General features: G+C 38.9%; 22 protein-coding genes and 6 tRNA genes. 20 read left to right on the top strand and 8 right to left on the bottom strand.

Annotation, left to right across the window (positions count from 1 at the left end; all coding sequences use genetic code 11):
• Positions 1–18 precede the first annotated feature (18 nt).
• The 3 genes from dapE to A7A69_RS04875 all read right to left on the bottom strand — a co-directional run bounded on the left by dapE (position 19) and on the right by A7A69_RS04875 (position 2400).
• Entirely contained in the window at positions 19–1152 is a 1134-nt protein-coding gene (dapE, locus tag A7A69_RS04885) for a succinyl-diaminopimelate desuccinylase (RefSeq protein WP_120370742.1), read from the bottom strand.
• 121 nt (positions 1153–1273) lie between these two features.
• Positions 1274–1417, bottom strand: coding sequence for an entericidin A/B family lipoprotein (locus A7A69_RS04880; protein WP_120370743.1), 144 nt, complete (start codon positions 1415–1417; stop codon positions 1274–1276).
• A 128-nt stretch (positions 1418–1545) separates the two neighbouring features.
• Entirely contained in the window at positions 1546–2400 is an 855-nt protein-coding gene (locus A7A69_RS04875; RefSeq protein WP_152876449.1) for a DUF1853 family protein, read from the bottom strand.
• Between the two features lie 91 nt (positions 2401–2491).
• Between A7A69_RS04875 and A7A69_RS04870 the strand changes: the two genes are divergently transcribed.
• The 9 genes from A7A69_RS04870 (at position 2492) to A7A69_RS04830 (ending at position 5105) form a co-directional block, all read left to right on the top strand.
• Positions 2492–2851 carry a YbaN family protein gene (locus tag A7A69_RS04870; RefSeq protein WP_120370745.1) on the top strand — a complete coding sequence of 120 codons (360 nt, stop codon included), beginning with the start codon at positions 2492–2494 and terminating at the stop codon, positions 2849–2851.
• 236 nt (positions 2852–3087) lie between these two features.
• Positions 3088–3615 (top strand): cell wall-recycling L,D-carboxypeptidase ElsL, encoded by a 528-nt coding sequence (elsL, locus tag A7A69_RS04865; RefSeq protein WP_152876448.1) that lies wholly within the window; start codon positions 3088–3090, stop codon positions 3613–3615.
• Positions 3616–3838: 223 nt separating this feature from the next.
• A tRNA-Val gene (locus tag A7A69_RS04860) sits at positions 3839–3914 on the top strand.
• Between the two features lie 23 nt (positions 3915–3937).
• Positions 3938–4014 (top strand) — tRNA-Asp (locus A7A69_RS04855).
• A 45-nt stretch (positions 4015–4059) separates the two neighbouring features.
• A tRNA-Asp gene (locus A7A69_RS04850) sits at positions 4060–4136 on the top strand.
• Positions 4137–4156: 20 nt separating this feature from the next.
• A tRNA-Val gene (locus A7A69_RS04845) sits at positions 4157–4232 on the top strand.
• 34 nt (positions 4233–4266) lie between these two features.
• Positions 4267–4343: transfer RNA gene (locus tag A7A69_RS04840), tRNA-Asp, on the top strand.
• A 150-nt stretch (positions 4344–4493) separates the two neighbouring features.
• Positions 4494–4569: transfer RNA gene (locus A7A69_RS04835), tRNA-Val, on the top strand.
• A 74-nt stretch (positions 4570–4643) separates the two neighbouring features.
• Positions 4644–5105, top strand: a complete 462-nt coding sequence (locus tag A7A69_RS04830) for a DUF2750 domain-containing protein (protein WP_152876447.1) — start codon at positions 4644–4646, stop codon at positions 5103–5105.
• Between the two features lies 1 nt (position 5106).
• Here the strand turns inward: A7A69_RS04830 and A7A69_RS04825 are convergent, their stop codons facing one another.
• The 4 genes from A7A69_RS04825 to yccS all read right to left on the bottom strand — a co-directional run bounded on the left by A7A69_RS04825 (position 5107) and on the right by yccS (position 11667).
• The gene (locus A7A69_RS04825) at positions 5107–5892 is read right to left on the bottom strand and encodes a YdcF family protein (protein ID WP_152876446.1); all 786 of its coding nucleotides are present in this window, start codon (positions 5890–5892) and stop codon (positions 5107–5109) included.
• A 138-nt stretch (positions 5893–6030) separates the two neighbouring features.
• Entirely contained in the window at positions 6031–8691 is a 2661-nt protein-coding gene (locus A7A69_RS04820; protein WP_152876445.1) for a PepSY domain-containing protein, read from the bottom strand.
• Between the two features lie 155 nt (positions 8692–8846).
• Positions 8847–9407 (bottom strand): YcxB family protein, encoded by a 561-nt coding sequence (locus A7A69_RS04815; RefSeq protein ID WP_120370750.1) that lies wholly within the window; start codon positions 9405–9407, stop codon positions 8847–8849.
• A gap of 85 nt (positions 9408–9492) precedes the next feature.
• Positions 9493–11667 carry a YccS family putative transporter gene (gene yccS, locus A7A69_RS04810; RefSeq protein WP_152876444.1) on the bottom strand — a complete coding sequence of 725 codons (2175 nt, stop codon included), beginning with the start codon at positions 11665–11667 and terminating at the stop codon, positions 9493–9495.
• A 150-nt stretch (positions 11668–11817) separates the two neighbouring features.
• Here yccS and A7A69_RS04805 point away from each other — a divergent pair, with 150 nt between their 5' ends.
• Positions 11818–13038, top strand: a complete 1221-nt coding sequence (locus A7A69_RS04805; RefSeq protein WP_152876443.1) for a multidrug effflux MFS transporter — start codon at positions 11818–11820, stop codon at positions 13036–13038.
• A 49-nt stretch (positions 13039–13087) separates the two neighbouring features.
• On the opposite strand, the gene A7A69_RS04800 is transcribed toward A7A69_RS04805, so the two are convergent.
• On the bottom strand, positions 13088–13795 hold the full coding sequence (locus A7A69_RS04800; RefSeq protein ID WP_120370753.1) for a nitroreductase: 708 nt from the start codon (positions 13793–13795) through the stop codon (positions 13088–13090).
• A gap of 546 nt (positions 13796–14341) precedes the next feature.
• Here A7A69_RS04800 and A7A69_RS04795 point away from each other — a divergent pair.
• The 10 genes from A7A69_RS04795 to A7A69_RS04750 all read left to right on the top strand — a co-directional run bounded on the left by A7A69_RS04795 (position 14342) and on the right by A7A69_RS04750 (position 23596).
• Complete coding sequence (locus A7A69_RS04795; RefSeq protein WP_120370755.1) at positions 14342–15709, top strand: DcaP family trimeric outer membrane transporter; 1368 nt, start codon at positions 14342–14344, stop codon at positions 15707–15709.
• A gap of 291 nt (positions 15710–16000) precedes the next feature.
• Positions 16001–17236 carry a sodium/glutamate symporter gene (gene gltS / locus A7A69_RS04790; RefSeq protein ID WP_152876442.1) on the top strand — a complete coding sequence of 412 codons (1236 nt, stop codon included), beginning with the start codon at positions 16001–16003 and terminating at the stop codon, positions 17234–17236.
• 138 nt (positions 17237–17374) lie between these two features.
• Positions 17375–18850: an alanine/glycine:cation symporter family protein gene (locus A7A69_RS04785; RefSeq protein WP_120370757.1), complete on the top strand. Its 1476-nt coding sequence runs from the start codon at positions 17375–17377 to the stop codon at positions 18848–18850.
• A gap of 333 nt (positions 18851–19183) precedes the next feature.
• Positions 19184–20134, top strand: a complete 951-nt coding sequence (locus tag A7A69_RS04780; protein WP_120370804.1) for a patatin-like phospholipase family protein — start codon at positions 19184–19186, stop codon at positions 20132–20134.
• Between the two features lie 136 nt (positions 20135–20270).
• Positions 20271–20933 carry a pseudouridine synthase gene (locus A7A69_RS04775; protein ID WP_152876441.1) on the top strand — a complete coding sequence of 221 codons (663 nt, stop codon included), beginning with the start codon at positions 20271–20273 and terminating at the stop codon, positions 20931–20933.
• Positions 20934–21056: 123 nt separating this feature from the next.
• Positions 21057–21440, top strand: coding sequence for a ribonuclease E inhibitor RraB (locus A7A69_RS04770; RefSeq protein ID WP_120370759.1), 384 nt, complete (start codon positions 21057–21059; stop codon positions 21438–21440).
• Between the two features lie 230 nt (positions 21441–21670).
• The gene (locus A7A69_RS04765) at positions 21671–22015 is read left to right on the top strand and encodes a zinc ribbon domain-containing protein YjdM (protein WP_120370760.1); all 345 of its coding nucleotides are present in this window, start codon (positions 21671–21673) and stop codon (positions 22013–22015) included.
• 79 nt (positions 22016–22094) lie between these two features.
• A complete protein-coding gene (locus tag A7A69_RS04760) occupies positions 22095–22502 on the top strand; it encodes an NUDIX hydrolase (RefSeq protein WP_152876440.1) in 408 nt (135 codons plus the stop codon).
• 142 nt (positions 22503–22644) lie between these two features.
• Positions 22645–22989 carry a YegP family protein gene (locus tag A7A69_RS04755; RefSeq protein WP_120370762.1) on the top strand — a complete coding sequence of 115 codons (345 nt, stop codon included), beginning with the start codon at positions 22645–22647 and terminating at the stop codon, positions 22987–22989.
• A 160-nt stretch (positions 22990–23149) separates the two neighbouring features.
• Positions 23150–23596 carry a nuclear transport factor 2 family protein gene (locus A7A69_RS04750; protein ID WP_187349167.1) on the top strand — a complete coding sequence of 149 codons (447 nt, stop codon included), beginning with the start codon at positions 23150–23152 and terminating at the stop codon, positions 23594–23596.
• Positions 23597–23612 lie beyond the last annotated feature (16 nt).

Raw genomic sequence — 23612 nt, 5'->3', positions numbered from 1 at the left:
TTTTATCATTAGGTTGGATTAGGTGAGGAGTTGTATCAGCATTTCTTCATAAATCTCAGCCAAGGGTTCTAAATCTGAGACATTCACATTTTCATTGATCTGATGGATTGAAGCATTTAATACGCCTAACTCTAAAACTTGTGCGCCAGTTGGAGCAATAAAGCGTCCATCTGAGGTGCCTCCAGTGGTAGAGAGCTGAGTTTCGGTGCCTGTGATTTTTTTAATTGCATGCTTCGCAGCATTGACCAATTCTCCAACTGGGGTTAAGAAGGGTAAACCCGATAATGTCCAGTCGATGCTATATTCAAGCCCGTGTCGATTAAGCAAATCTGTAACACGCTGCTTTAAAACGTCTGCTGTAACTTCTGTGGAATATCTAAAATTAAAGGTAACTTCAAGTGTGCCAGGTACAACATTAGTTGCTCCTGTTCCTGAATGAATATTAGAGATTTGGAAAGTGGTCGCTGGAAAATATTGATTACCTTCGTCCCAGACAGTTTCACACAGTTCATGAATAGCAGCGGCAGCTAAATGAATAGGATTACGAGCCAGATGCGGATAAGCTACATGACCTTGTTTGCCTTGAACTGTTAAAATGGCATTGAGTGACCCCCGACGCCCATTTTTGATAATATCGCCTAATTGATGCGTACTTGAGGGTTCACCCACTAAGCACCATGTTATTTTCTCATGACGCGCTTCAAGTGTTTCAATTACTTTAACCGTTCCATTAATGGAAGGGCCTTCTTCATCAGAAGTAATCAGATAAGCAATTGAACCTTTATGATCTGGATGTTTTTTTACAAAACGCTCAGTGGCTATCACCATTGCCGCTAAAGCAGTTTTCATGTCTGCCGCACCACGTCCATAAAGTTTTCCATCACGAATTTGGGGTTGAAAGGGATCTGTTTCCCAAGCTTGTAAGTTACCCGTTGGCACAACATCTGTATGACCTGCAAAACAGAAGACGGGCGCTTGTGTGCCACGACGTGCCCATAAATTATCAACATCTTCAAAACGCATATGTTCGATTTGGAAACCCGCTTGAGCAAGACGGTCGGCCATAATATTTTGACAATTATGATCAATCGGAGTGACAGAAGGCTGACGAAGAAGCTCTAAACTAAGATCTAAGGTATCTGAAGAAGTCATATATGAAAAAATATTGGCAATGAAAAACTGATTGTTATAATAGGCTAAACGGCTTTATCTGGGTATGTATAAATGAAAAAACCTTATCAATTGATAAGGTTTCAAAGTGTAAACCAGCAGCTTACATTTTATTTTGTGTTTTTTCAGCAGTGTTTGTTACAGCATCACCTGCTTTAGACACATCTTGTCCCATACCTTTAAAAGTATTACAACCCGTTAAAACAAAAGCAACCATTACTGATGCAACTAAGATTTTTTTCATCATCTATCTCCACTTTAGATTTAATTCTGATGTACTTAAAAGATTAAAAACTAATCGTAAAAATGAACATGGGTGTTTGATAGTAAATGTGTTAAAAAATGTTTCAATAGAGAATTATTCTTGTAAATAAGTTATTTATAGGTCAGTAAGTGTTGACGATACATATAGAATCTCATCGGTTGATCATGTCTCCTGTATAAACCATTTGTCCACCATCTTGCTTCTGCTGAGCTTGCAAAATAATTAGGGCAGATCCATTCATGACGCGTTAATCGATAATAACCTTTCTTGATTTGATTTCCCCATGTGCCAACTCGCCTTTGGGGTTGAATCCAGTTCAAATTTGGATCTGTTGCTGATGCCGTTTCAGGTAAATAAAGCTGTCCTTTAAGCACAGCATAACGTTTGTGAATGAGATAATGCTCTATTTGTTTAAACTGGAATTGTCGTTGGGTAAAATGATTCAGTTTTTTAGATAAAGTATCGTCACGATTTAATCCAAACCAATAAGGTAAGGAGAAATCTGCTTCCCCCAAATAATATTTTAAAGCAACTTCCCAATGCTCAATTTCGCTTGTATCTGTATTTAAAACAACGAAATCAAGTTCGCCTAATGTTTTTGCACCTTGTATTTTCTGGATACTGTGGCCTAGAAGTTGGTAAGAGTGATACTCATAGTCTTGTAGCCAAAACCAGAGTAAATATTCAAATCGTAAACCTAAACGTGTGCTTTTCAATTGATTTAGAAAATCGAATAGAGGTTCTGGATGCTGATCCAGCTTTAGCAAGCGTTGCTGATAAGCGATAAATTGCGTTTGCCAGAAATGCGGAGTATGTAGATCAAATTCATGCTTGATATTCAATTGTTCTGGGATACTTTTAATAATATTTGGACTGGCTAAACAAAAGGCCAGTTGACGTACACTTGGCTGTTTAAACTGCAACCAGGGTTCAAAATATTCTGTCATGAAAAGAGGATGGGGCATAACAACCTGATTTAATAATTTAAAGTAAGAGTAAGCAAACAGCCTATAAAACTTTTATACTAGGCGCGCATAAGCAATTTTAGGATTCAGTATGAAAACGTTGTTTTGGCGAAGCCTTGTGGTGATATTTATCACACTTGGTATTATTGGTGCAATTTTGCCAGGTATGCCAACAACAGTATTTTTAATCCTAGCGGCATGGGCTGCATCAAAGGGATGGCCGCAAATGGATGCATGGTTGCTCAATCATCCTAAATATGGTCCGACCTTACGTAATTGGCGTGAACATGGCACAGTTCCTCGTAGAGCTAAATGGATTGCCAGTATAATGATGCTGATTAGTGGCATTATTATGTTGTTTACCAATGCACCATTTTGGGTAAAAGTTTTTACTGATAGCATTATGTTGATTGTTGCTGTGTGGTTATGGCTACGTCCTGAGCACCGTTAAAAAAACTTAAAGCATCGCTTTAAGGCTTTTTAGGTGCGCAAGGCGAGGGCTATGCCCGAGTGAAACCGTTAAAAAAACTTAAAGTATCGCTTTAAGGTTTTTTAGGTGCGCAAGGTGAGGGCTATGCTCGAGTGAAACCGTTAAAAAACTTAATACATCTCTTTTAATGTTGTTTATGTGAACAAAAATTTAAGAAATTATTCCTCAATTTCGAATATTCAAAATAGAGAAGTGAAATGTCTTATACGTTAGAACAGGCAGATATTCTGATTGATTTAGAACAACAACTTTTATATTTACCCAAGCATAATAAATTATATTTGATTTCTTCGGGTAAAAATGGAGTTGGAGAGCAGGAAAACTCGGGTAAAACACCGCGCGGTTGGCATCAAATTGCTGAAAAATTTGGTGAAAATTTGTCTATGAATACGGTTTTTATTGCGCGGCAGCCTACAGGTGAAATTTATTCTCCATCGTTGGCATTACAGCATCCACAACGCGATTGGATTTTATCCAGAATCCTCTGGTTAGAAGGTCTGGAGCAGGGTTTTAATCATGGGCAGGGCTGTGATAGTAAGCAAAGATATATCTATATTCACGGAACGCCTGATATTGAACCTATGGGAATACCAGTTTCGCATGGTTGTATTCGGATGCGTAATCAAGATGTTGTAGAGGTATTTGATTTAATGCAACAAGGCGCTTTAGTTTATTTATCTGAAACTAAAATTGACACATTTATTCCTCTACATGCAGATTCATAGGTTTTAAGAGTGTATTTTTGTTTTAAAATCGGGTGACCAAGTGGCTTCTAAAGGTGAGAAATAAACATATAATGTTTAAATAAAACACAGAATTTTCAGGTTTTTCTATCGAATTACTTATTTTTTAATCATTCACACTGGATTTTAAGAAAAGAACGGGAAAAGCGTTTGACACGCTGATTAGATTCTCTATAATGCACCTCACAAACGATGAAGACGTTAAGGGCGCTTAGCTCAGTTGGTAGAGCGTCTGCCTTACAAGCAGAATGTCGGCGGTTCGATCCCGTCAGCGCCCACCAAGCCTTTACGTTAAGACTTTAGTGCAGCGGTAGTTCAGTTGGTTAGAATACCGGCCTGTCACGCCGGGGGTCGCGGGTTCGAGCCCCGTCCGCTGCGCCACTTAAGTTTTAATATCGTTTGCCACAATAGTGACTTTGTGAAAGTGCAGCGGTAGTTCAGTTGGTTAGAATACCGGCCTGTCACGCCGGGGGTCGCGGGTTCGAGCCCCGTCCGCTGCGCCACTTTTAACAAACACTTTTGCGGGCGCTTAGCTCAGTTGGTAGAGCGTCTGCCTTACAAGCAGAATGTCGGCGGTTCGATCCCGTCAGCGCCCACCACATTTGTGACCTATACTTTTTTAAAGTATTATGTGCAGCGGTAGTTCAGTTGGTTAGAATACCGGCCTGTCACGCCGGGGGTCGCGGGTTCGAGCCCCGTCCGCTGCGCCATTTTCTTAATCTTCTATTTAAGAAAATATTTGTTCAAGATTTTCGTATTGCGTTTGTCTTGTATCGTAAAATTGAGTCGAAACTTGTCAGAAAAATCATGGATTTTTCTCTTGCGTTCGGGAAAAGCAATGCTTTTCTAATCCTCACTCAGGGCGCTTAGCTCAGTTGGTAGAGCGTCTGCCTTACAAGCAGAATGTCGGCGGTTCGATCCCGTCAGCGCCCACCATATCTCCTTTATCTTGCTTTTTTTCTTTGATTTTTCTAAGCTTTAGTTTCATTCTGCTTTATTATTACTACAATATGCGAAATCCCTATCGACGTTCTGTTATATCTACGTCATCTCATCTGAAGAATGATCCAAAAAACGTATATAAACAATTTATTGAAACGATTGTTTTTCAAAATCATGTGATCGGTTTGTATGATGATGGTTGGGCTTTATGTGCAACGCCAACTGGGCAGCAAGCTTTCGCTCTCTGGCACAGTAAGAGTTTGGCAACGCTTCTACAAAAAGGAAGTTGGCAAAGTTATGAGCTCCAAGAAATTTCGCTTGTAACTCTCGTACAGAAACTTATTCCTTATTTACGCGAACAAAATACTCTACTTTCTTTAGACCTAACGCCAGAAGGGCAGAATTTACTGGTCAAACCTGAAAGTTTTTTGGCAGATATTAAAAGTTTTCTGTATCAACTTTATTTGCAAAAGCCCGAAATCTTTGCCGATTTAAAATTACCTTTACCGCGTTCGATTCGGCTAAATTGAATTAATATTCATTCAAAATCCATCCACTTAAGTAGGCAAAATATTCCCTTAACCATGCATTGTAACGGATTAGCAATGGGGTGGGTGCTGAGACCATATATACATGAGAATAGCCTTGTTTTTGTGCAATGGCTTTAGCTCGAAGAGTATGAAAGTCACTGGTGACAATTACAATCGGGTTATTCAAATGGATTTGATGCTGCTTGAGAATGATCTGACTATTTTTTAAATTAAGTTCCGTACTGGTACTTTGATTTTCTAGCATCATTTGTGTAGATGGTAGCGAATAATGCTGCTGTAAATAATTCGCCATGATGGCGGCTTCGGTATGTGTTTCTCCAAAGTCCAATCCACCAGTAAGGATGAGCAACGCGTCTGGTTGTGCCTTGGCAATAGGCGCAGCTGTATCCAAGCGTTTAGCCAGAGCAGCTGAAGGTTGTCCATTTTCGATACCGCTACCCAGTACAATAATTGATTTTACAGGAGGTATGGATTGATTATCTTTGATTTGTAAGATTAAAAAAGCAAAAAAAGCAAAAAGCGTCATTAACCAGACAACGAATATTGCCCATCCACAGCGCCAGAGTTTTTTTATTTTGATATGTTGATTGAGCCATTGTTGAATTTGAACATAAAACAAGGCATATATGCAGAAAACAAAGCCTATGAGGAGAGGTAATATTATTCCTAAATGAATTTTTCGATAGGATAAAAGTAATACCGCATCAGCAGATAAAATCAAACCAATCACAAACAAGCTGAGACGAATAAAAAGACTAGCGGACATATCAAATGTTCTTATATAGGGTGAGTGCATCAATAATCATAATGAACTGTATCAATTTCATGTGTTTGAGTCGAATAAAAAAGGATATTCCAGTGATTTGGAATATCCTTTTTTCATTGCGATAGTTAGCGATTAAACTTAGTAAACATCTCGACGGTAACGTCCATCTAAACGTAATTCATCCATCTTGGTCTCACCCAAAATTTCATTGAGTACCTGATCGACTCCGCTCGCCATACCATCAATACTGCCACAGACATAGATTACAGCGTCACGATCAATCCATGCTTTCAGTTCATCAGCTTGTTGTCTTAAGATGTCCTGCACATAAATTCGTTGTTCCTGATCACGTGAGAAGGCTAAATCTAGTCGTTTGAGCATGCCCATGTTGTGCCATGCCTCAATTGTCGTCTGGTAGAAGAAATCACAATGATGTTGTCGCTCTCCAAAGATTAACCAGTTTTCTGCGTAATCCTGACGGGTACGCGCATGTAATAAGCTCATTAGACCTGCGATACCTGTGCCATTTCCAATACAGATAATTGGGCGATTATCATCAATCAAATGGAAAGATTCATTGGTGCGAATCCGTAAAGCAAGTGTATCATTGATTTGAGTATGTTCGGTAAGCCATCCTGAACCAAGCCCAAGTTGACCTTGATGATCATATTGTTGACGAACTGTAAGTCTTAAAAATAACTGGGTTGGAATGCTGGCTATGGAATATTCACGTGTTGGTAATGTTGGAAGTTGTTCAAGTAAATGTTCCATATTGGCGAAAGGTTCTATCTCTACAGTCAAGTCTTTATCCCAAAGTGCTTGTTGAATAGAAATAGATAAAGAATCGACCAGAGTTTCAGGATGTACTTGATATTTTTGCAAAAATTGTTCGATACGGGCTGAACTATTGCCAGGTTGAATTTCTGCAATATCACCCGCCTGCCAATGTACTTCGTGTTTAGGTGTTAACTCAATATTGTAAGCAGGTGCTCCGAGACTTTGCGGATTAAGAAGTGTACGTTTATCTAGTGTCCATGTATCAAATGTCTTTTCAATACTCATAGATTGAAGTTCTAACTTGCTTGCTTTGGCTAAGGCGTTATTCCATCGTTGCACATCTTCATTGTTGGCGTTGTTGACCTCAATCAAGTCAAATAAAGCTTGTGCCCCACATTGTTTCAACCAGTGATCTACTCGATGCCCGAAACTACAATAAGTGTCTGGATATTCATCTGAACCTAAAGCCAATACGGCATAATGCATATGAGTTAAGTCCAGATTTGAGCTTAAAAACTTTTTCTCAAAACTGCTAGCCAAATCAGGGGCTTCACCAGTGCCGTAGGTACTAACAACAAATAAAGTTTGTGATGCGTTTTTAAGATCATCCTCAGTCAATTGTTGTACAGGTTTAACCGTTACGGGTTGATGCGCTTCTTGTAAACTGGTGGCTGTTCGCCACGCCAGTTGCTCGGATACACCTGTCTGAGAAGCATAGGTAATAAGCCATGGTGTTGCATTTGGGTCAATATAGTGATCTGCGAGTTGATTACGTGCTGCTTGAGTGAGGCGTTTTTGCTTACGGCGTTTTAGATATAACATCCAGCCTGTCACAAAAAATAAAGGCATTGCCAATGACGCCAACATGGCAAAAAATTGATAAACAGGACCAAAGAAACTACCACGATGCACAGGTAACATGCTGCTCATGATTTTTTCATTCAGCTTTTTATCTTCGTAAAGTTCTAGTTTTTCAATTTTGTGCGTTTGATAATTATAAGTTGCACTATTACGGGCGCGTTCATGTTGTGCAACAGGATCGACAAAACTGAGTTCAATTGAACCGTCTGGCTTTTTTGGTAAGTTAATGGTTAAGGTTGAATAATCACGACCGATTTTTTGATTAAAGTCTGTCCAAGTCTGCTGAAGTGCCTGCTGTATTTGAACAGGGGATAACGCTGATTGCTCTCGATCTGTTTGTCTATCGCCAGTTCTTTGGGTATTCGTTTGACGATGATTTTGTTGCATTGTTTGAGCTTTGTCATTTGCAGACTGTGGTCGACCATTTTGTTCTTGATTACGTTGAGGGCCCGTACGCTCTCTATTGCCTTCCTGCATTTGTGGTTTAGGTTGCTCAACGCCCATGACTTTAAACATGCCACTGCGCCACCAGTCATATGACCAATATAACCCCGTACATGCCAAAATAAGATAAAACACCACCACCCACGTTCCGACGACTGCGTGTAAATCCCAAATAAAATTACGTCCTTTAAGTTTGGGTTTTACAAAGAGCCATTGGCGCAGAGAATGCTTTTTTGGCCAACGTAAATACAGACCACTCAGCACAAAGAAAATGAGCATGAGGGTACATGCACCTGTAATCTGTTTACCCACAGGGCCAAAGGTGAGAGTGCGATGAAGTTGTTGTACAAACTGGAAAAAGTCTCGTCCTTTGATTTCAGGGAGTACTTGAGCGGTATAAGGATTGATCATCATATTATAGCCGCGACGTTCGCCTTCCTTGGCAATATTCACGGTCGATGAAGCAGTTGGATCTTTGGCAATGGTAATGCTATTAATTTTTATGTTGGGATCTTGATTGGAAAAATGCTGATAAAGCTGAACAGGGGTGAGTTTGGCCTGCGGTTGTGCCTGTACGATATAACTGTCTTGATTGATCCATTTTAAAATTTGTTGTTCGTAGGAGTAAATGGCTCCTGTTACACCCATTAGAGAAAGAATAAGCCCTGCTGTAATCCCTAAAAACCAGTGAATCTGGAAAAACGTTTTTTTAAACATGATGATAGAAAATATTTTAAGAGGCAAAAGTTAGCAAATTATAACGGAACAATGCGAAGATAATATGGATTTTGTAGATAATATTAATTTTCATTATCATTTATTAATTGGGTTAAAAAAACCTCCGTGCAGGAGGTTTTAATTAAGATTGAGCTTTAAATTGTTTTCGGCTCGCCTACACTTTCAGTTAAATGTTTGCGAATAGTATTAAATGAAAAGTTTCTAGAATCCATACGTTTAGGTAAAATATATGCACCTTGTTGACCTTTTACCTTGAAGTTCATCAAGATAAAATCTGGTGTGTTATACCATTCATAAATATCTTTCCAGCCAATTGTGCCTACGCCTTCTTGTCCACCCATTTGCTGACGCATAACAATTCCATGAGGTTGTACACCTAAGCGAATTCCTTTAATTTCCTGAACAGGAAACTCATTCATTTTGCGTTTTACATACCATTCAAGACCGTATTTACGGATTAAAAAGTAGAGCACCACACAGACGATGGCGACCCAGCAAAATATAGTGGAATAGTTTTTTAATAAAATAATACCAGCAAGAGATAGTGCGACAACGGCAGCCATAATGATCCATGCTTTGGTACTGATTTTATTGGTGCTACGCCAAATCATCAGTTGGACATTGCGTTGCTCAGCTTCAGAAACTTCGTAGTTAACAGGCTGTAATGTATAAGCGTATAGAGATTTCGCGGTCATAGTGCAAATAGTGAGTTTCAAACTGGTTGAAGTTTAGCATTAATTTAGCCAATCTCGTGAATATATTCTGCCATTTTACAGGGAATTATAAGGATCCTAACTCAGTGGCATCATTATCACGATCGTGACTTAGACTTTGTTTAAGTCGACTCAATTGATTTAAAATGCTTAGCATTAATGACAACTGCTGCAAAATAATTAAAGATGTTTGATCTTCCTGACTATTTTGTTTTAAACGCTGCCGAATGGTCTGTAACATATTTTGTGAGCTGAGGTCTGGAACTTCATCACGTAATAAAGCGCCTTGAATATCATCTAATGCTTGATCGAGTAAATTTAAAATATCCTGATCCTGACTTTGCTCACGATGCGCACCCAATGCAGCAATGTAGCTAAGAAAGGTGTGATTTAGGCATAAAAACTCAAATGCCAGACTTTTTTGATAAGCATCAAAATCGGGTTCAGTGGCTAGGGTAGAAATAAGAGATGCTACTTCTGCATCGGTATTGTGTGCTGCACGACGAGCCACTCGATAGTTTAGTCCGTTATCACGGCCTTCATGATACTGGCGTACGACATCTTTTAAATAATTACACTGTGCTTGTAAAGAACGTTGAATGGTGCGGGGCAGGCGACGAAACCTCCAGTCTGGCCAGATAAAACTGACACCAAACCAAGCCAAAGCACAACCTATCAGAGTATCGATCAGGCGAGGGAAGCCCGCAGAGAAACCTGAACTGTCCAGATTAAAGTTAATTAAAGCCAAAATAGTAATAAAAGCAGTCGCCTGAGCATATTGTTTACTACGCAACTCAAAGAATAAGACACCGCTAATCACCAATAGAAGCAATTGTCCTTCTAATGATGGTACGAAATATAAAATAGCGAGACCGCACACAATACCGACAAGCGTTCCAACGACTCTGAGTCTTAATCGTCTTTTAGTGGCATTGAAATTTGGTTGGCTGACAAACAAAGCAGTGAGCAGGATCCAGTAACCATATTTAATACCAGTAATCTGCACTAAAATGTAGGCAATTAATAACACAATTGATAGTCGAATGGCATGACGAAATAAAACAGATTCTGGGGTCAGATTTTGTCTGATTCGCGTAACAATATCATTCCAACCTTTTAAATCATCATCTTTTAACTGTTGTTCAAATTGCTTACTTTTTTCAAGACTGGTGTTGCGTTCTGTTTCTAAATTACGTAGTTGTGCATCAATCGATTTTAAGTTTTGGTACAAGGCATATAAGGCATTAACCCAGACTTGATCATAAAACTGTTCTTTTTGTAGTTTTTCGAGGGAAAGTTTTAAATTTTCAAAAGCATGTTTGAAACGTTTGTTATGAATATAAGGTTGGCGTTTAAGAATACTTTGGCTCAAATCCTGACAGGCTTTGCCCTGAATCGATAAAATACGTTGGAAGCGAAATAAAATATCACTGTGTTGGAATACTTTGGATAGTTCCTGATAATTGATGTGTGCTGAATCTGCACGTTCATGAATATCTTGAACCACAAAATAATAATGCAAGCTACGACGGGTATCTTTTTGACCACGATCACCTTTAAGGCGTGTAAGTAGCGCAGTTTTAGTATCGTTGAATATTCCGATCAGTTTGCCATTTTCCAGTGAAAGATCAATCATGCTCTGTTGATAGCTTTCAGGGGTCATATCCACATCAAATAAATTGGACTTGGCAAATAGAAAATCGCCTAATGACGCATAGCAGGCACTCAGTTTGTCCTGTAATGGTCGTACAGGGAAAAGCAGAAAACTAATAGTTGAAATCAAACCATACCATGCTGCACCAACGACCAATAACAGTGGCTGCATGTACCATTCATCAAATAAGTGTACACCTAGCATGGAGTAAACTGAAACGACCAGACATCCATAAGAGATGGTGGCATAGCGCCGCCCTAAAGAGCCTAACAAAATCCAACCGATACACGAGGCAATCAGTCCAATTGCAAACAAAAATGGATAAGGAAAAAGTAGCTGAACAGATGCCGCCGTAATAAAAAATCCAATATAGGTATACACCAGATTCATTATCCGCACAGAAAAGCGGTCATCAATATCACTTAAGCCAGCAGCGACAACGCCTAAAGTCAAAGGAATAGTGGCGAGCTGAAAATTCAAAAAATAGGGAACAAATGCTGTACCTGTAAACGCAATTAACATGCGCAGGTTATACATTAATGTCGTATTATAGGTGGCTCTTCTGACATGCGCGAATAAGGGTTTCAAAGCGAATCCTTTGTAACAAATGTAAAACGGGCTTAAAGTTAGGCAAGCCCCAGCAATTACGTTTGGAAAATACTTGTTCTATAGCCTGAATCATACTATGGACAGTGTTGGCTTGTCTTTACACCCACTATTTAAAATTGAAATATAGATATGTCTGAAAATGGATCACGGCAGCAATATTCATCCGCTTGGATCATGCTGCTGGCTTTATTGACTGCACTAGGGCCGTTATCGATTGATATGTATTTGCCTGCTTTACCACAAATGGCAAATGATTTTGGGGTTAGTACCCAAATGATGGCAAATACACTTCCTGCTTATTTTTTTGGTTTGGCAATCGGTCAGTTACTTTACGGTCCAATTAGTGATCGAATTGGACGTAAAAAACCACTTTATGTGGGATTGAGTTTATATGCCATTGCAAGTCTACTTTGTATCTTTGCTAGCAGTGAGTGGAGCCTGATCGTCTTACGTGTTGTACAGGCATTGGGGGGCTGCGTTGGCGTGGTGATTGCTCGAGCAGCGATCCGTGATCGTTTAGATGTACAAGGATCGGCTCAGGCATTTTCCAGTATGATGATCGTGATGGGAATTGCACCGATTGCAGCACCGACACTTGGTGCATGGATTCTATATTTCTTTAACTGGCATGCGGTGTTTATTTGCTTATCAATAATCGGTTGTATCAGTTTGCTTTGCGTACACTTTTTCTTTAAGGAAACATTACAGCCATCACGCCGCTTGAAACTAAGTTTCGATCAGGTTTTAACCTTATACGCCGCTATTTTAAAAGACAAAAGTTTCCGATTTCCTATGTTTGCAGGCTGTCTCACTGGTGGCGCTTTATTTAGCTATATCAGTTCAGCTTCTCCAGTTTTTATGGATATGTATGGTTTAAATCAGCAACAATTTGCATATGCCTTTGGCTTTAATGCGATGGGAATTATTATTTTCTCATCAATCAATAAACGTTTAGTTACCAGACTCAGTACGATTCAGCGACTCAAACTGGGTGGAACAATTCAGTTTTCAGGTGCAGTGATCGTGCTAGCAAGTGGTTTGTTGTCACATGCACCATTAACAATAGTGATGGTTGGCTTATTTTTCACAGTATCTGGTTTAGGTTTTACTGGCCCCAATGCGATGGCACTTGCAATGTCAGAGCAAGGCGCGAGGGCAGGAACTGCCAGTGCAATTATGGGAAGTATGCAATTTGCTGTAGGTTTGTTTGGTGGTTTACTGCTGAATTTTTTGCTCTGGAATTCCTTGTTAAATATGGGAATTATGATGGTAATCTTTACGGGGGCAGGATTGTGGGCAATTGCGACGATTGCTAAACAAATTAATCAAGATCAAGTTCGAGCATCGTGAAAGAAAAAAATAGACCTAATAACAGGTCTATTTTTATATCCATTCAGATTTATTCATTAAGAAATACGGCAAAACTCTCAACGGGTTCACGTGGTGTAATAAACGTATTTACAATATCATCTGGATCGGCATAACCGAGTGCAATTGTACAGACTAACTCTTCATCTTCAGAAGCACCCAGTACATCGAGTACGATCGGATGAAAATGATTCCATGCTGCTTGTGGGCAGGTATCAAGTCCACGAGCTTTGGCTGCAACCATGACATTCTGAATCATCATGGAAATGTCCATTTTTGAACCAATTCCCATGGCTTTGTTGACAGTAAAATATAGCCCGACAGGTGCATCAAACAGTTTGTAATTACGCAATTGTTGCGCCGCCATTTTTTCCTTTTCGCCCTTTTGGATATTTAGTAATCCATATAGTCCCCAACCGTTCTCACGACGACGGTCAATAAAGGGAGAAATCCATTTTTCAGGATAATAAGGAAAGGTTTCCTGATATTCGGCTGCTTTCTCTGGGTTGGCATAGATCGCAAGTTGAGCTTCACAAACCTGATTAATCATTTCGTCACGTTTTTTGCCTGTAACGACATAGACCTTCCACGGCTGAGTATTGGTTCCAGAAGGCGCGCGGCATGAAACCTCTAAAATATCCTTGATGGTTTGTGAGTCAATCGATGTTGGTAAAAAAGCGCGAACAGAATGTCTTGAACGAATGGCGTTGTCCACGAGTTGAACTTGCTCGGGATTCATAGGAGTTCCTTTCTCATTAAGTCATAAAACATGTACAGACTATAAAGGATGCAGATGTATTTTTTAATATATTTTCTGCCAAATTGATTATTTGATAAAAAATACGACCGATATATTTGCTTTCTTAGAGCTTGTATCGCGGTCTTAAGGATTTTAAAACGGCCTAGAAAAGCATATTTGCTTATCATTCGCAATTAAATTGAACGAATGATTAAATTTCCTTCATAGTATTTCCAAAAAAAATTAATCAATTAGTCTAATATCATATTTGTGTTTTTATATGAATTAGCTTTCTTTGAAAATTTACAAACTATTGATTTTTAATTATTAAAATTATTAATTAAGACGTTTTTTTAATATTTTATGCAATTTGATAGTAGAAAATAAATAAAAAACATCATTTTTTTGCATAATGCGCCTCTTTTTTAATTGTGACGAAATCTCCATACTCGTGATGGGAGAAAGAGATGATAGAAATCTCATGCTCCACAGGATGAAAAAACGGTTCATGATTAACCAACCAATAACAATGAAGGAAGTTCGTACATGAGTTTACCCCTCATCAGAAAACAGTTTATTAAGCACGGTCTTGCAGTTGCAACCGCTTCAATTATGGCATCTACAGCTTATGCGGGGACAAGTGAGCAGCAAGAGATACAACAATTACGTGCAGAAGTCGCAGAACTTCGCGCATTGATTCAACAACAGGCAGTTACCCAAAAACAAATCGTGGCAGAGCAAAAGGCTCGACCAGTTATTGCTACTCCGCCACCAGCACCTGTTATAGCACAAGCTGCACCAGCGCCTGCCAATGCAAAACCAGGTTGGTTAACTTTGCCGGATGGGCAAACACAAGTGAAGTTGTATGGAAACGTACGTGTTGATGCGGCCTATGACTTTAAAGGGACTACAGGCGGTATCAACAATAAAACAGGTCAGGTTCCTTTAAACAAAGATAATCCAACTGAAGATTCTTTAAATGTTTCTGCTGCTCCTACACGTATAGGGCTTGATATTGCACGTCAAACCAATTTGGGCGAATTGACAGGTAAAATTGAAGCAGATTTTTGGGGTGATGGCACATCAAACGGCGATGGGAAACTTCGTATCCGTCATGCTTACGCGTCGTTAGGAAAGTGGTTGGCAGGTCAAACGACCTCTCCATTTGTGAATACAGATACATCACCTGATCTTATTGACTTCACAGGCCCAATGGGTGGTGGTACTCAACGTAATGTTCAAGTTCGTTATACTCAGCCGATTGATGCAAATCAGAAAGTGTTAGTCGCACTTGAGGGCGGCGATGTAGAAAATGGTAAAACAGCTGGTGGTGGTCGTTTCCCTGCTTTGACCGCACGATATGACATTAAAACCAGTGACTCTAAAGGTCTATTACAAGTTCATGGTTTAGCACATGAAAATCGTGTATCAACCAATGATTCTAATGACGAAGAAAAATGGGGTTGGGGTCTTGGTGTAGGTGGTAAGTATCAATTCACGCCAAAAGATGCCATCATGGCAAACTATTACCATGTCAAAGGCGACTCACGTTATATCCTTTATAGTGGTCAAACTAACACTGCGTATACGACTACTGGAGATGGTAAGACGATTGATTATGATATTCACAATAATGAGTTTGATACGGCTCAAATCGGATATCAGCGCAATTGGTCTCCAAAACTACGTTCTGCATTTTCTTTAGCAGGCATGTGGTTTAAAGATGACAATACCTATGCTGAAAATAATCAAGGTTATAACAAGACACTTTACAATGCGATTGCTAACATCATCTACACGCCTGTTAAAAACGTAGATCTTGGAGCAGAGTACACTTACGGTCAGCGTGAAACATTTGCGGGTGACAAAGGTGATCTTTCTCGTATTAACTTCTTAACTCGTTATAGTTTCTAATGTATTGATCATTCATATTTGATTTTAAAAACCACAGATCAATCCGTTCTGTGGTTTTTTTATAAGTAAAAAAATAAAAATCATACTGTTATGGCATTTCGTTACAATTTCTAAATTTTGATTTAGTTTCAGATCAGGCAAGCTTTAGGTGGTTTATCTGTTTTTATTTTTTACTTATACATACTTAAAGTAAAAGTTTTTTAAAGGGCTACATCTACTTCGATATGTTCCTTACAAAAGTTAGAGGTGCTGAGCATTTCGCCAACTGACTGAATATGAAAAGGGAAAAATATGGAATTTACGTTCAATGCATTTTATACGCTTATTGCAGCAGTCATTGTTTTACTGTTAGGGCGATTTCTCGTTAATCACATTGATTTTTTAAAACGCTACAACATTCCTGAACCTGTTGCTGGTGGTCTGGTTGCAGCTATAGTTTCTTTAATTGTCCACTCCATCTGGGGATACAGCATTGTTTTTAGTGGCGAATTACAAACAAGTTTTATGCTGATTTTCTTTGCATCTATAGGGTTAAGTGCGCATTTTGCTAAACTTAAAGAAGGTGGCGTTGGTTTAGTTATTTTTCTTCTATGTGTGGCTTCCTTTATTGTTGTCCAAGATGTAGTTGGTATGAGTTTGGCTAAGTTACTTGGTTTAGATCCTTTAATTGGATTGATTGCAGGTTCGATTACCTTAACGGGTGGACATGGTACAGCAGGAGCATGGGGAGAAATTTTAGAAACCCAACATGGTATTCAGGGCGCATTAGCTCTGGGTATGGCAAGTGCTACATTTGGTTTGATTATTGGAGGCGTGATTGGCGGCCCTCTAGCTAAGGTTCTAATTAATCGTTACCAGTTATCTTATGCCAAAACTGATGCTGAAATAAAAGACCGTGACACTCATCTTGATGCCCATCCAGATGATTTGGCTCCATTTGAAAATCCGCATCAGGTTCGTTTAATTACCGCAGATAATGCGATTACCACTTTGGGGATGTTTGCGGCTTGTCTGGCTTTTGCTGAATTTATGACGGGCTATAGCAAAGGTACGTGGTTTGAATTACCAACTTTTGTTTGGGCATTGGGTGGTGGTGTAATTTTAAGAAATGTACTGGAAAGCGTATTCCGAGTAGATATTTTTGATCGAGCCATTGATGTGTTTGGAAATGCATCCTTATCACTTTATCTTGCTATGGCATTATTGTCGCTAAAGTTATGGCAACTCGTAGATCTTGCTGGCCCTTTGGTGATTATTCTTGCAGCGCAAACACTTACGATGGCCTTATATGCGGCATTTGTGACTTTCCGAGTAATGGGTAAAGATTATGATGCTGCGGTGCTTGCTGCGGGTCATTGTGGCTTTGGAATGGGCGCTACACCAACCGCCGTTGCCAATATGCAAGCCATTACCAACATGTATGGTCCATCACATAAAGCCTTTTTAATTGTACCGCTTTGTGGTGCTTTTTTTGTAGATTTAATTAATGCGACTGTCATTCAAGTCATTCTTAAGTTTTTTGTGTAATACTTCAAACTGATTTAAGATATGTTTAATTCGCAAATTTTTAACAACAAAGTCTCTATGCTTAGAGGCTTTTTTGTTTGTTAAGTGTTTTTTAGGATAGATGTCATCGTTATATGACAACAATAAAGTGCTTCGAATATGAATGAACAGTTAACTACAACCCTAATGTCATGGGTCAGTTTTTTTAATGATCCTTTGTGGGATTTTCTCGTTATCTTCTTACTCGCTGCTGGTACGTTTTATACTATCGCCACCAAAGCAGTACAAATTCGCATGTTCTGGCAAAGTGTCAGGGTCATGAAAGGTAGTCGTAAAGAAGGCGATGATGAACATGGTATTACCCCATTTCAGGCTTTTGTTACAGGCCTAGCGAGTCGTGTTGGGGTTGGAAATATTGCAGGGGTTGCGATTGCAATTGCGATTGGTGGACCAGGCGCTGTGTTCTGGATGTGGGTCACTGCACTTTTAGGCATGAGTTCTGCTTTTACCGAATCGACACTTGCGCAACTCTTCAAGGTTCGAGACAGCGAAACCAAGCAATTTCGCGGTGGCCCAGCTTATTATATTACGCAGGGCTTAAAGAGTAAGTTGTTTGGAATGGTATTTGCCATTTCATTAATCTTTACTTACGGTTTTGTTTTTAATTCAGTCCAGATTAATGCGATTGCCAATGCAACATCACATTCATGGGGATGGGACAAAGCCAATCTCATGTTACCTTTAGGTGGACTTGATCTAGAAATTTCTTGGGTTGGTCTGGCGCTGGTTGTATTGGTTGCAATTGCCATTTTTGGTGGAATCAAACGAATTGCTAAATTTGCTGAGATGTTTGTACCCATCAAGGCGGGTCTTTATCTGGCTGCCGCTTTGTATATTGCTCTCATTAATTATGAAGTTGTGCCTGAAGTATTCAAGCTGATTTTTACTGAGGCATTTGCATTTAAAGCAGCGGCAGGTGGTTTCTTTGGTGGCATGATTTCGATGGCAATGATGCAGGGAATTAAGCGCGGTTTATTTTCCAATGAAGCGGGGATGGGTTCAGCACCAAATGCCGCAGCTGCATCTGATGTAAAACATCCTGTAGATCAGGGTTTGGTACAGATGTTAGGGGTGTTTGTAGATACGTTTATTGTATGTACCTCCACCGCTATGATTATTCTGATTTCAGGTGTCTATCATGATGGGGGTGCGATAGGGGTAGAAATGACGCAACGTGCCTTAGAAAATGAACTAGGCAGTTGGGGTGGAGACTTCCTTGCAATTTTATTATTTTTATTCTGTTATTCGGCTGTACTGGGTAATTATGCGTATGCTGAAGGGAATATGCAGTTTATTAATAATAATCCTAAAGTGATGTTTATCTTTAGGGTGTTTGTTTTGGTGATGGTGTATTTCGGGGCGATTAGTAGTGTGCCGTTAGTTTGGTCAATGGCTGATTTATTTATGGGTATTATGGCCACCATTAACTTAACTGCGATTTTATTATTAACGCCGTTTGTTCGATCCTTATTAAAAGATTATACCCTTCAATTGAAAAAAGGCATCAAACAGCCAGAATTCAAAATAGATCAGCATCCTGAGATGAAGAAAAAAGTTGATTCCGATATTTGGTAATTTCTGAATTGAATCACATGCTGTGCTAGGCAGGCTAGGGCTTGTCTGGCGGCTTTAAGTTTTATAAATAGAAAAAATTTTAAGCTAAAGTATATATTTTAAAATTTAAATTCAATGGTTTATTGGTTTTTTGGTGGGTACTGTTGTTCTTTATCAGACTAAGATTGCTCAAGATGTACTATGTGCTGTTAATCAAGATGAAAGTGAAGATAATAAAAAAGTTAAAATATTCAATGATTAACATATAAATATGACGTTTTAAATAATTTGATACAGCTTTTAAAAAAAGATCGGCATAAAATCTATCCAGAAAAATTGTGGTCTTATCGTGAAATGAAGTATCTCAATACATGGATTTTGGGCTTAAGTTGTCTGTTGGTTGGTTGTCAGCATATGCCAGCATCTTCTCAAACAACGAATGCCGTACAAGCTTTAAAAAATGCGCAGGAATCTGCACTGTTTATGCCACCAATGCAAACAGAACAAAAGCAACATCCTAAAATTGCTTTAGTGTTGGGTAGTGGAGGAGCACGTGGTTATGCGCATATTGGGGTGATTGAGGTGTTGGAACAGCATGGGATTCATCCTGATTTTATTGTGGGAACCAGTGCTGGAAGTATTGTGGGTGCAATCTATGCTAGCGGTAAAAATGCGCAAGAACTAAAGCAGATCGCTTTAAATATGAAAGTCGGCGATGTGCGTGAGATTACGTTTGATCGGAAAGGTTTTTTTGATGGCCAAAAAGTTGAGGATTTTGTTAATCAGCAGGTGAATGATACGCCGCTTGAAAAACTTAAAATCCCGATGTATGTGGTGGCGACCGAGTTAAAAAATGGCAAAAAAACAGTGTTTAACTATGGTAATACGGGACAAGCAGTTCGTGCTTCAATTTCAATTCCAAGCATGTTTGTCCCGACTGAAATCGATCATAAAGAGTATGTCGACGGTGGTTTAGTTAGCCCTGTTCCTGTTGATGTTGCTCGTCAGTTGGGTGCAGATATTGTCATTGCTGTTGATATTTTAGCGCAGCCTGCATATACACCGACTTCTAATATCTGGGGTTTATTCAATCAAAATATTAATATTATGCAGAATCGGTTGGCCACAGAAGAATTGAAACATGCTGATATTGTGATTCAGCCTGAATTGCATGAAAAAGCTCATATTTTTGATGTGAAGGAACGTGAAAACACGATTTATTCAGGTGAAACCGCAGCCATGAAGAAAATTGGTGACATCGAAACTGCCTTTGCAATGCGTCAACAGAAGTTACAATTACAATAGAGCTATAGCTAAATAGATGATTTTTTATAGCTGCTTTCGGGCAGCTTTTTATATGCTTTGGTCTGCGCTAATCAATCTTGACAGGCTAAATTGGCATTGATATCTTGCGCGAAATTTTTATTGTTTTGTGATTCGTATGTCTTCACATCATTTCATTTATCAACCGCCGCTTGAGCCTTTGGAGACGGTTTATGAAGATGCTGATTTGATTGTCGTGAATAAACCCGCAGGTTTATTGTCGGTGATGGGACGTTTACCACAACATCAGGACAGTGCCTATTTACGTGTTTTAAAGCAGTATCCACATGCGAAAGTCACGCATCGTTTAGATATGGCAACTTCTGGTTTGTTGTTATTTGCCAAGCATCGCCAAGCTGAAATCGCAATGAGTAAAGTTTTTCAGACTCGGAAAATTAAAAAATATTATATCGCATTGGTACAAGGGGAAATTGCTGATACAGGTTGTGTAGAGGTTCCGCTAATTACAGACTGGCCCAATCGTCCCAAACAAAAAGTAGATTTTGAACAAGGTAAGCCGGCTAAAACTTTGTATCAATTATTAGGCTATGATCCTGAGCATCAATATAGTCGGGTTTTATTGGAACCAGTAACTGGACGCTCTCATCAGCTAAGGCTGCATATGCAACATCTTGGACATCCGATTATGGGGGACAAGCTGTATCATCCAGATCCATTGGCATTTTATTTGCCGCGCATGGCTTTACATGCAGCTTGTCTTAGTTTTACACAGCCTTTCTCTGGGATTGAGCTAAACCTTGAGATTAGTGTCCCTTTTTAGGCTGCTATTTCGGTTAAATAGTTTTTAAAATTGATCAACAAAATGCGTATAAATTAACTCCAAACTGACATAAAACTGGGTTAAGCTATTGAGCTATCACAATCATAACAATGGATAACGACAATGAGCCGCAATTACGAACTTTTTCCAGACGATGATAATGGCAATGTACTTTGGCAAATGATTGAAGATGGCAACGATCTTACTGAGCCACATGAATTCGAATTCAGCATTGTATTTAAAACGCAGGAACAGATTGAAAAATGCGCTTTGCATTTACTGCATCAGGAACAAAAAGTTTCTTTTTTTCAGGAAGACCAACATATCGATGGTTCCGATCTTTGGATATTAAATATTCATGTGACCATGATTCCAGAGTACGAAGACATACAGGATCTTGAAGAGTGGTTTAACCGCATTGCACAAGAATTTAATGGTGAGTACGATGGTTGGGGGTGTATGAGCTATTTGTATGAATATGAAGATGATGAACATCTAGAAAGTTAATCAGATGAATATAATTTTAAGAGGAATTGCTAATCGTAACTCCTCTGTAAGCTTTGTAGTTTAGGTAAATCATCATTCTTTTAATAGGTTGTTTGATCTACAGAGTATAGATCGGCAATTTAAGTACTAGGATAGATAGGTAAATCGGCTAGATGTTTACCCTTACAAAAAACATGGTTTTTTGATCTTTAGCTGAAATCACGTCATAATAAGGCTTTTAGAGTTTTTTTATGTCTTTACCTCATTGTCCAAAATGCCAATCAGAATATACTTATCAAGATGGCGACCTGTTAATTTGTCCAGAATGTGCGAATGAGTGGAAAGAAGGTGAAACCCATCAGGACGATGCGAGTACTATTATTAAGGACGCCAATGGTAATGTTTTGGTTGATGGTGATAGCGTTACAGTCATCAAGGACTTAAAGGTGAAAGGATCATCCTCTGTAGTTAAAGTTGGAACAAAAGTAAAAACAATCCGACTGGTTCCAGATGCAGCAGATGGTCACAATATTGATTGTAAAATTGAAGGCTTTGGTCAAATGAAACTTAAATCTGAGTTTGTAAAAAAAGCATAATGATCAGTGAACGAAGGGAGATAAGTTCTCCCTTTTATTTGATAGATAGTTTTGATAGATAGTTTTGATGGAGCAGTTTATGGCTTTTTCTGATCTGTATCGGGTTGGGGCGCATGCTGTCATTACCAATGCAGATAAAAAAGTTCTATTGCTCAAAGCCAATTACGGAAATTTTGCGTGGGGTTTGCCAGGTGGTGGTATAGATCCTGACGAAACTATATTGCAGGGATTGCAACGGGAATGCGAAGAAGAATTGGGCTTGGTCGTTTGTGTAGATTATTTATCTGGAATTTATTTGCATAGAGATATTAATGCTCATGTCAGTATTTTTCGCTGTCATTTGCCTGATGATTATGCCCAGATTCAACTAAGTGATGAACATTCACAATACGCTTTTTTTGAGTTAGATGAATTAAGCCCTATTCAAAAACAACGTGTTCAAGACAGCCTGAATTTTAGTGGGGATGTTGTATTTAGAAAGTTTTAATCACTCTAGTTTTTTTATGAATGGGCATCGTTAAACTACAAAAAGAATAAAAAATAAGCTGATTTTGAACGAAAAATCATCTATATTTCATAATGAGATTTTAAAAATAAAGCATAAAACAAAACACAACAAGAGGTGCGTCATGGCGGGATGGTATGAGTTGAGCAAGGCAAAAGATGGTCAGTTTCGTTTTGTACTCAAGGCAGGCAATGGTGAGATTATTTTAACCAGTGAGCTTTACAAAGCTAAAGCTTCTGCTGAAAATGGTATTACTTCGGTGCAAAACAATAGTAGCGATGATGCTCGCTATGAAAAATTAACTGCAAAAAATGATAAACCTTATTTTAATCTTAAAGCTGCAAATCATCAGGTTATTGGAACAAGCCAGTTTTACGCTTCTGAACAGTCAAGAGATAAAGGCATTGATTCAGTGAAAACCAATGGTGCGACCACTACTGTCAAAGATTTAACGACAACTGACGCTTAGTAAATTCAGCATATAAATCAAACCATCCTTGCGATGGTTTTTCTGTCCCATTTTTTTGATAGAAAGATGTAATTTACCTGAATTGCACAAATTTTAACTGGTGGATTCCCCCATTTTTTGCCAAGCTAATTCGGTTATAAGAACAATAAAGGGGAAGTCAGTGGAGTTCGAAATTATTGGGAATAAAGACCGTGCTGAAGAAATTTTGGCTCTTATACAAATATGGGATCAAGGCTTACAGGAGCATGATCTTCACGCCATGACTCAGGACTATTCAGACAAAGTCAGTGTTTTTGATGTTGCTTTACAAGTAGATGATATACAGGCTTATCGTAAACTTTGGCAACAGTGTTTTCCTTATTTTGGAGACAATATTCAAGTTCAGCGACGCAGACTCAAAATCTATGCTGATGACAATATTGTTTTTTTACATTGTTATTCCAAAGTATTAGGGGATGCCCAAACTTCGGCTGATGATATACCGTGGTGTCGTACGACTGTGGGCTTTTATAAAGAATCAGAAAAATGGAAAGTGGTACACGAACATATTTCAATGCCTTATGATTGTGAAAAACAACAACCGCTCTACATTTTGGCTGAGCCTTGATTCAACCAGATAAAAC

The sequence above is a fragment of the Acinetobacter guerrae genome (assembly GCF_009372255.1).
Taxonomy (GTDB): domain Bacteria; phylum Pseudomonadota; class Gammaproteobacteria; order Pseudomonadales; family Moraxellaceae; genus Acinetobacter; species Acinetobacter guerrae.
This window is presented reverse-complemented; position numbering and strand designations above follow the sequence as displayed.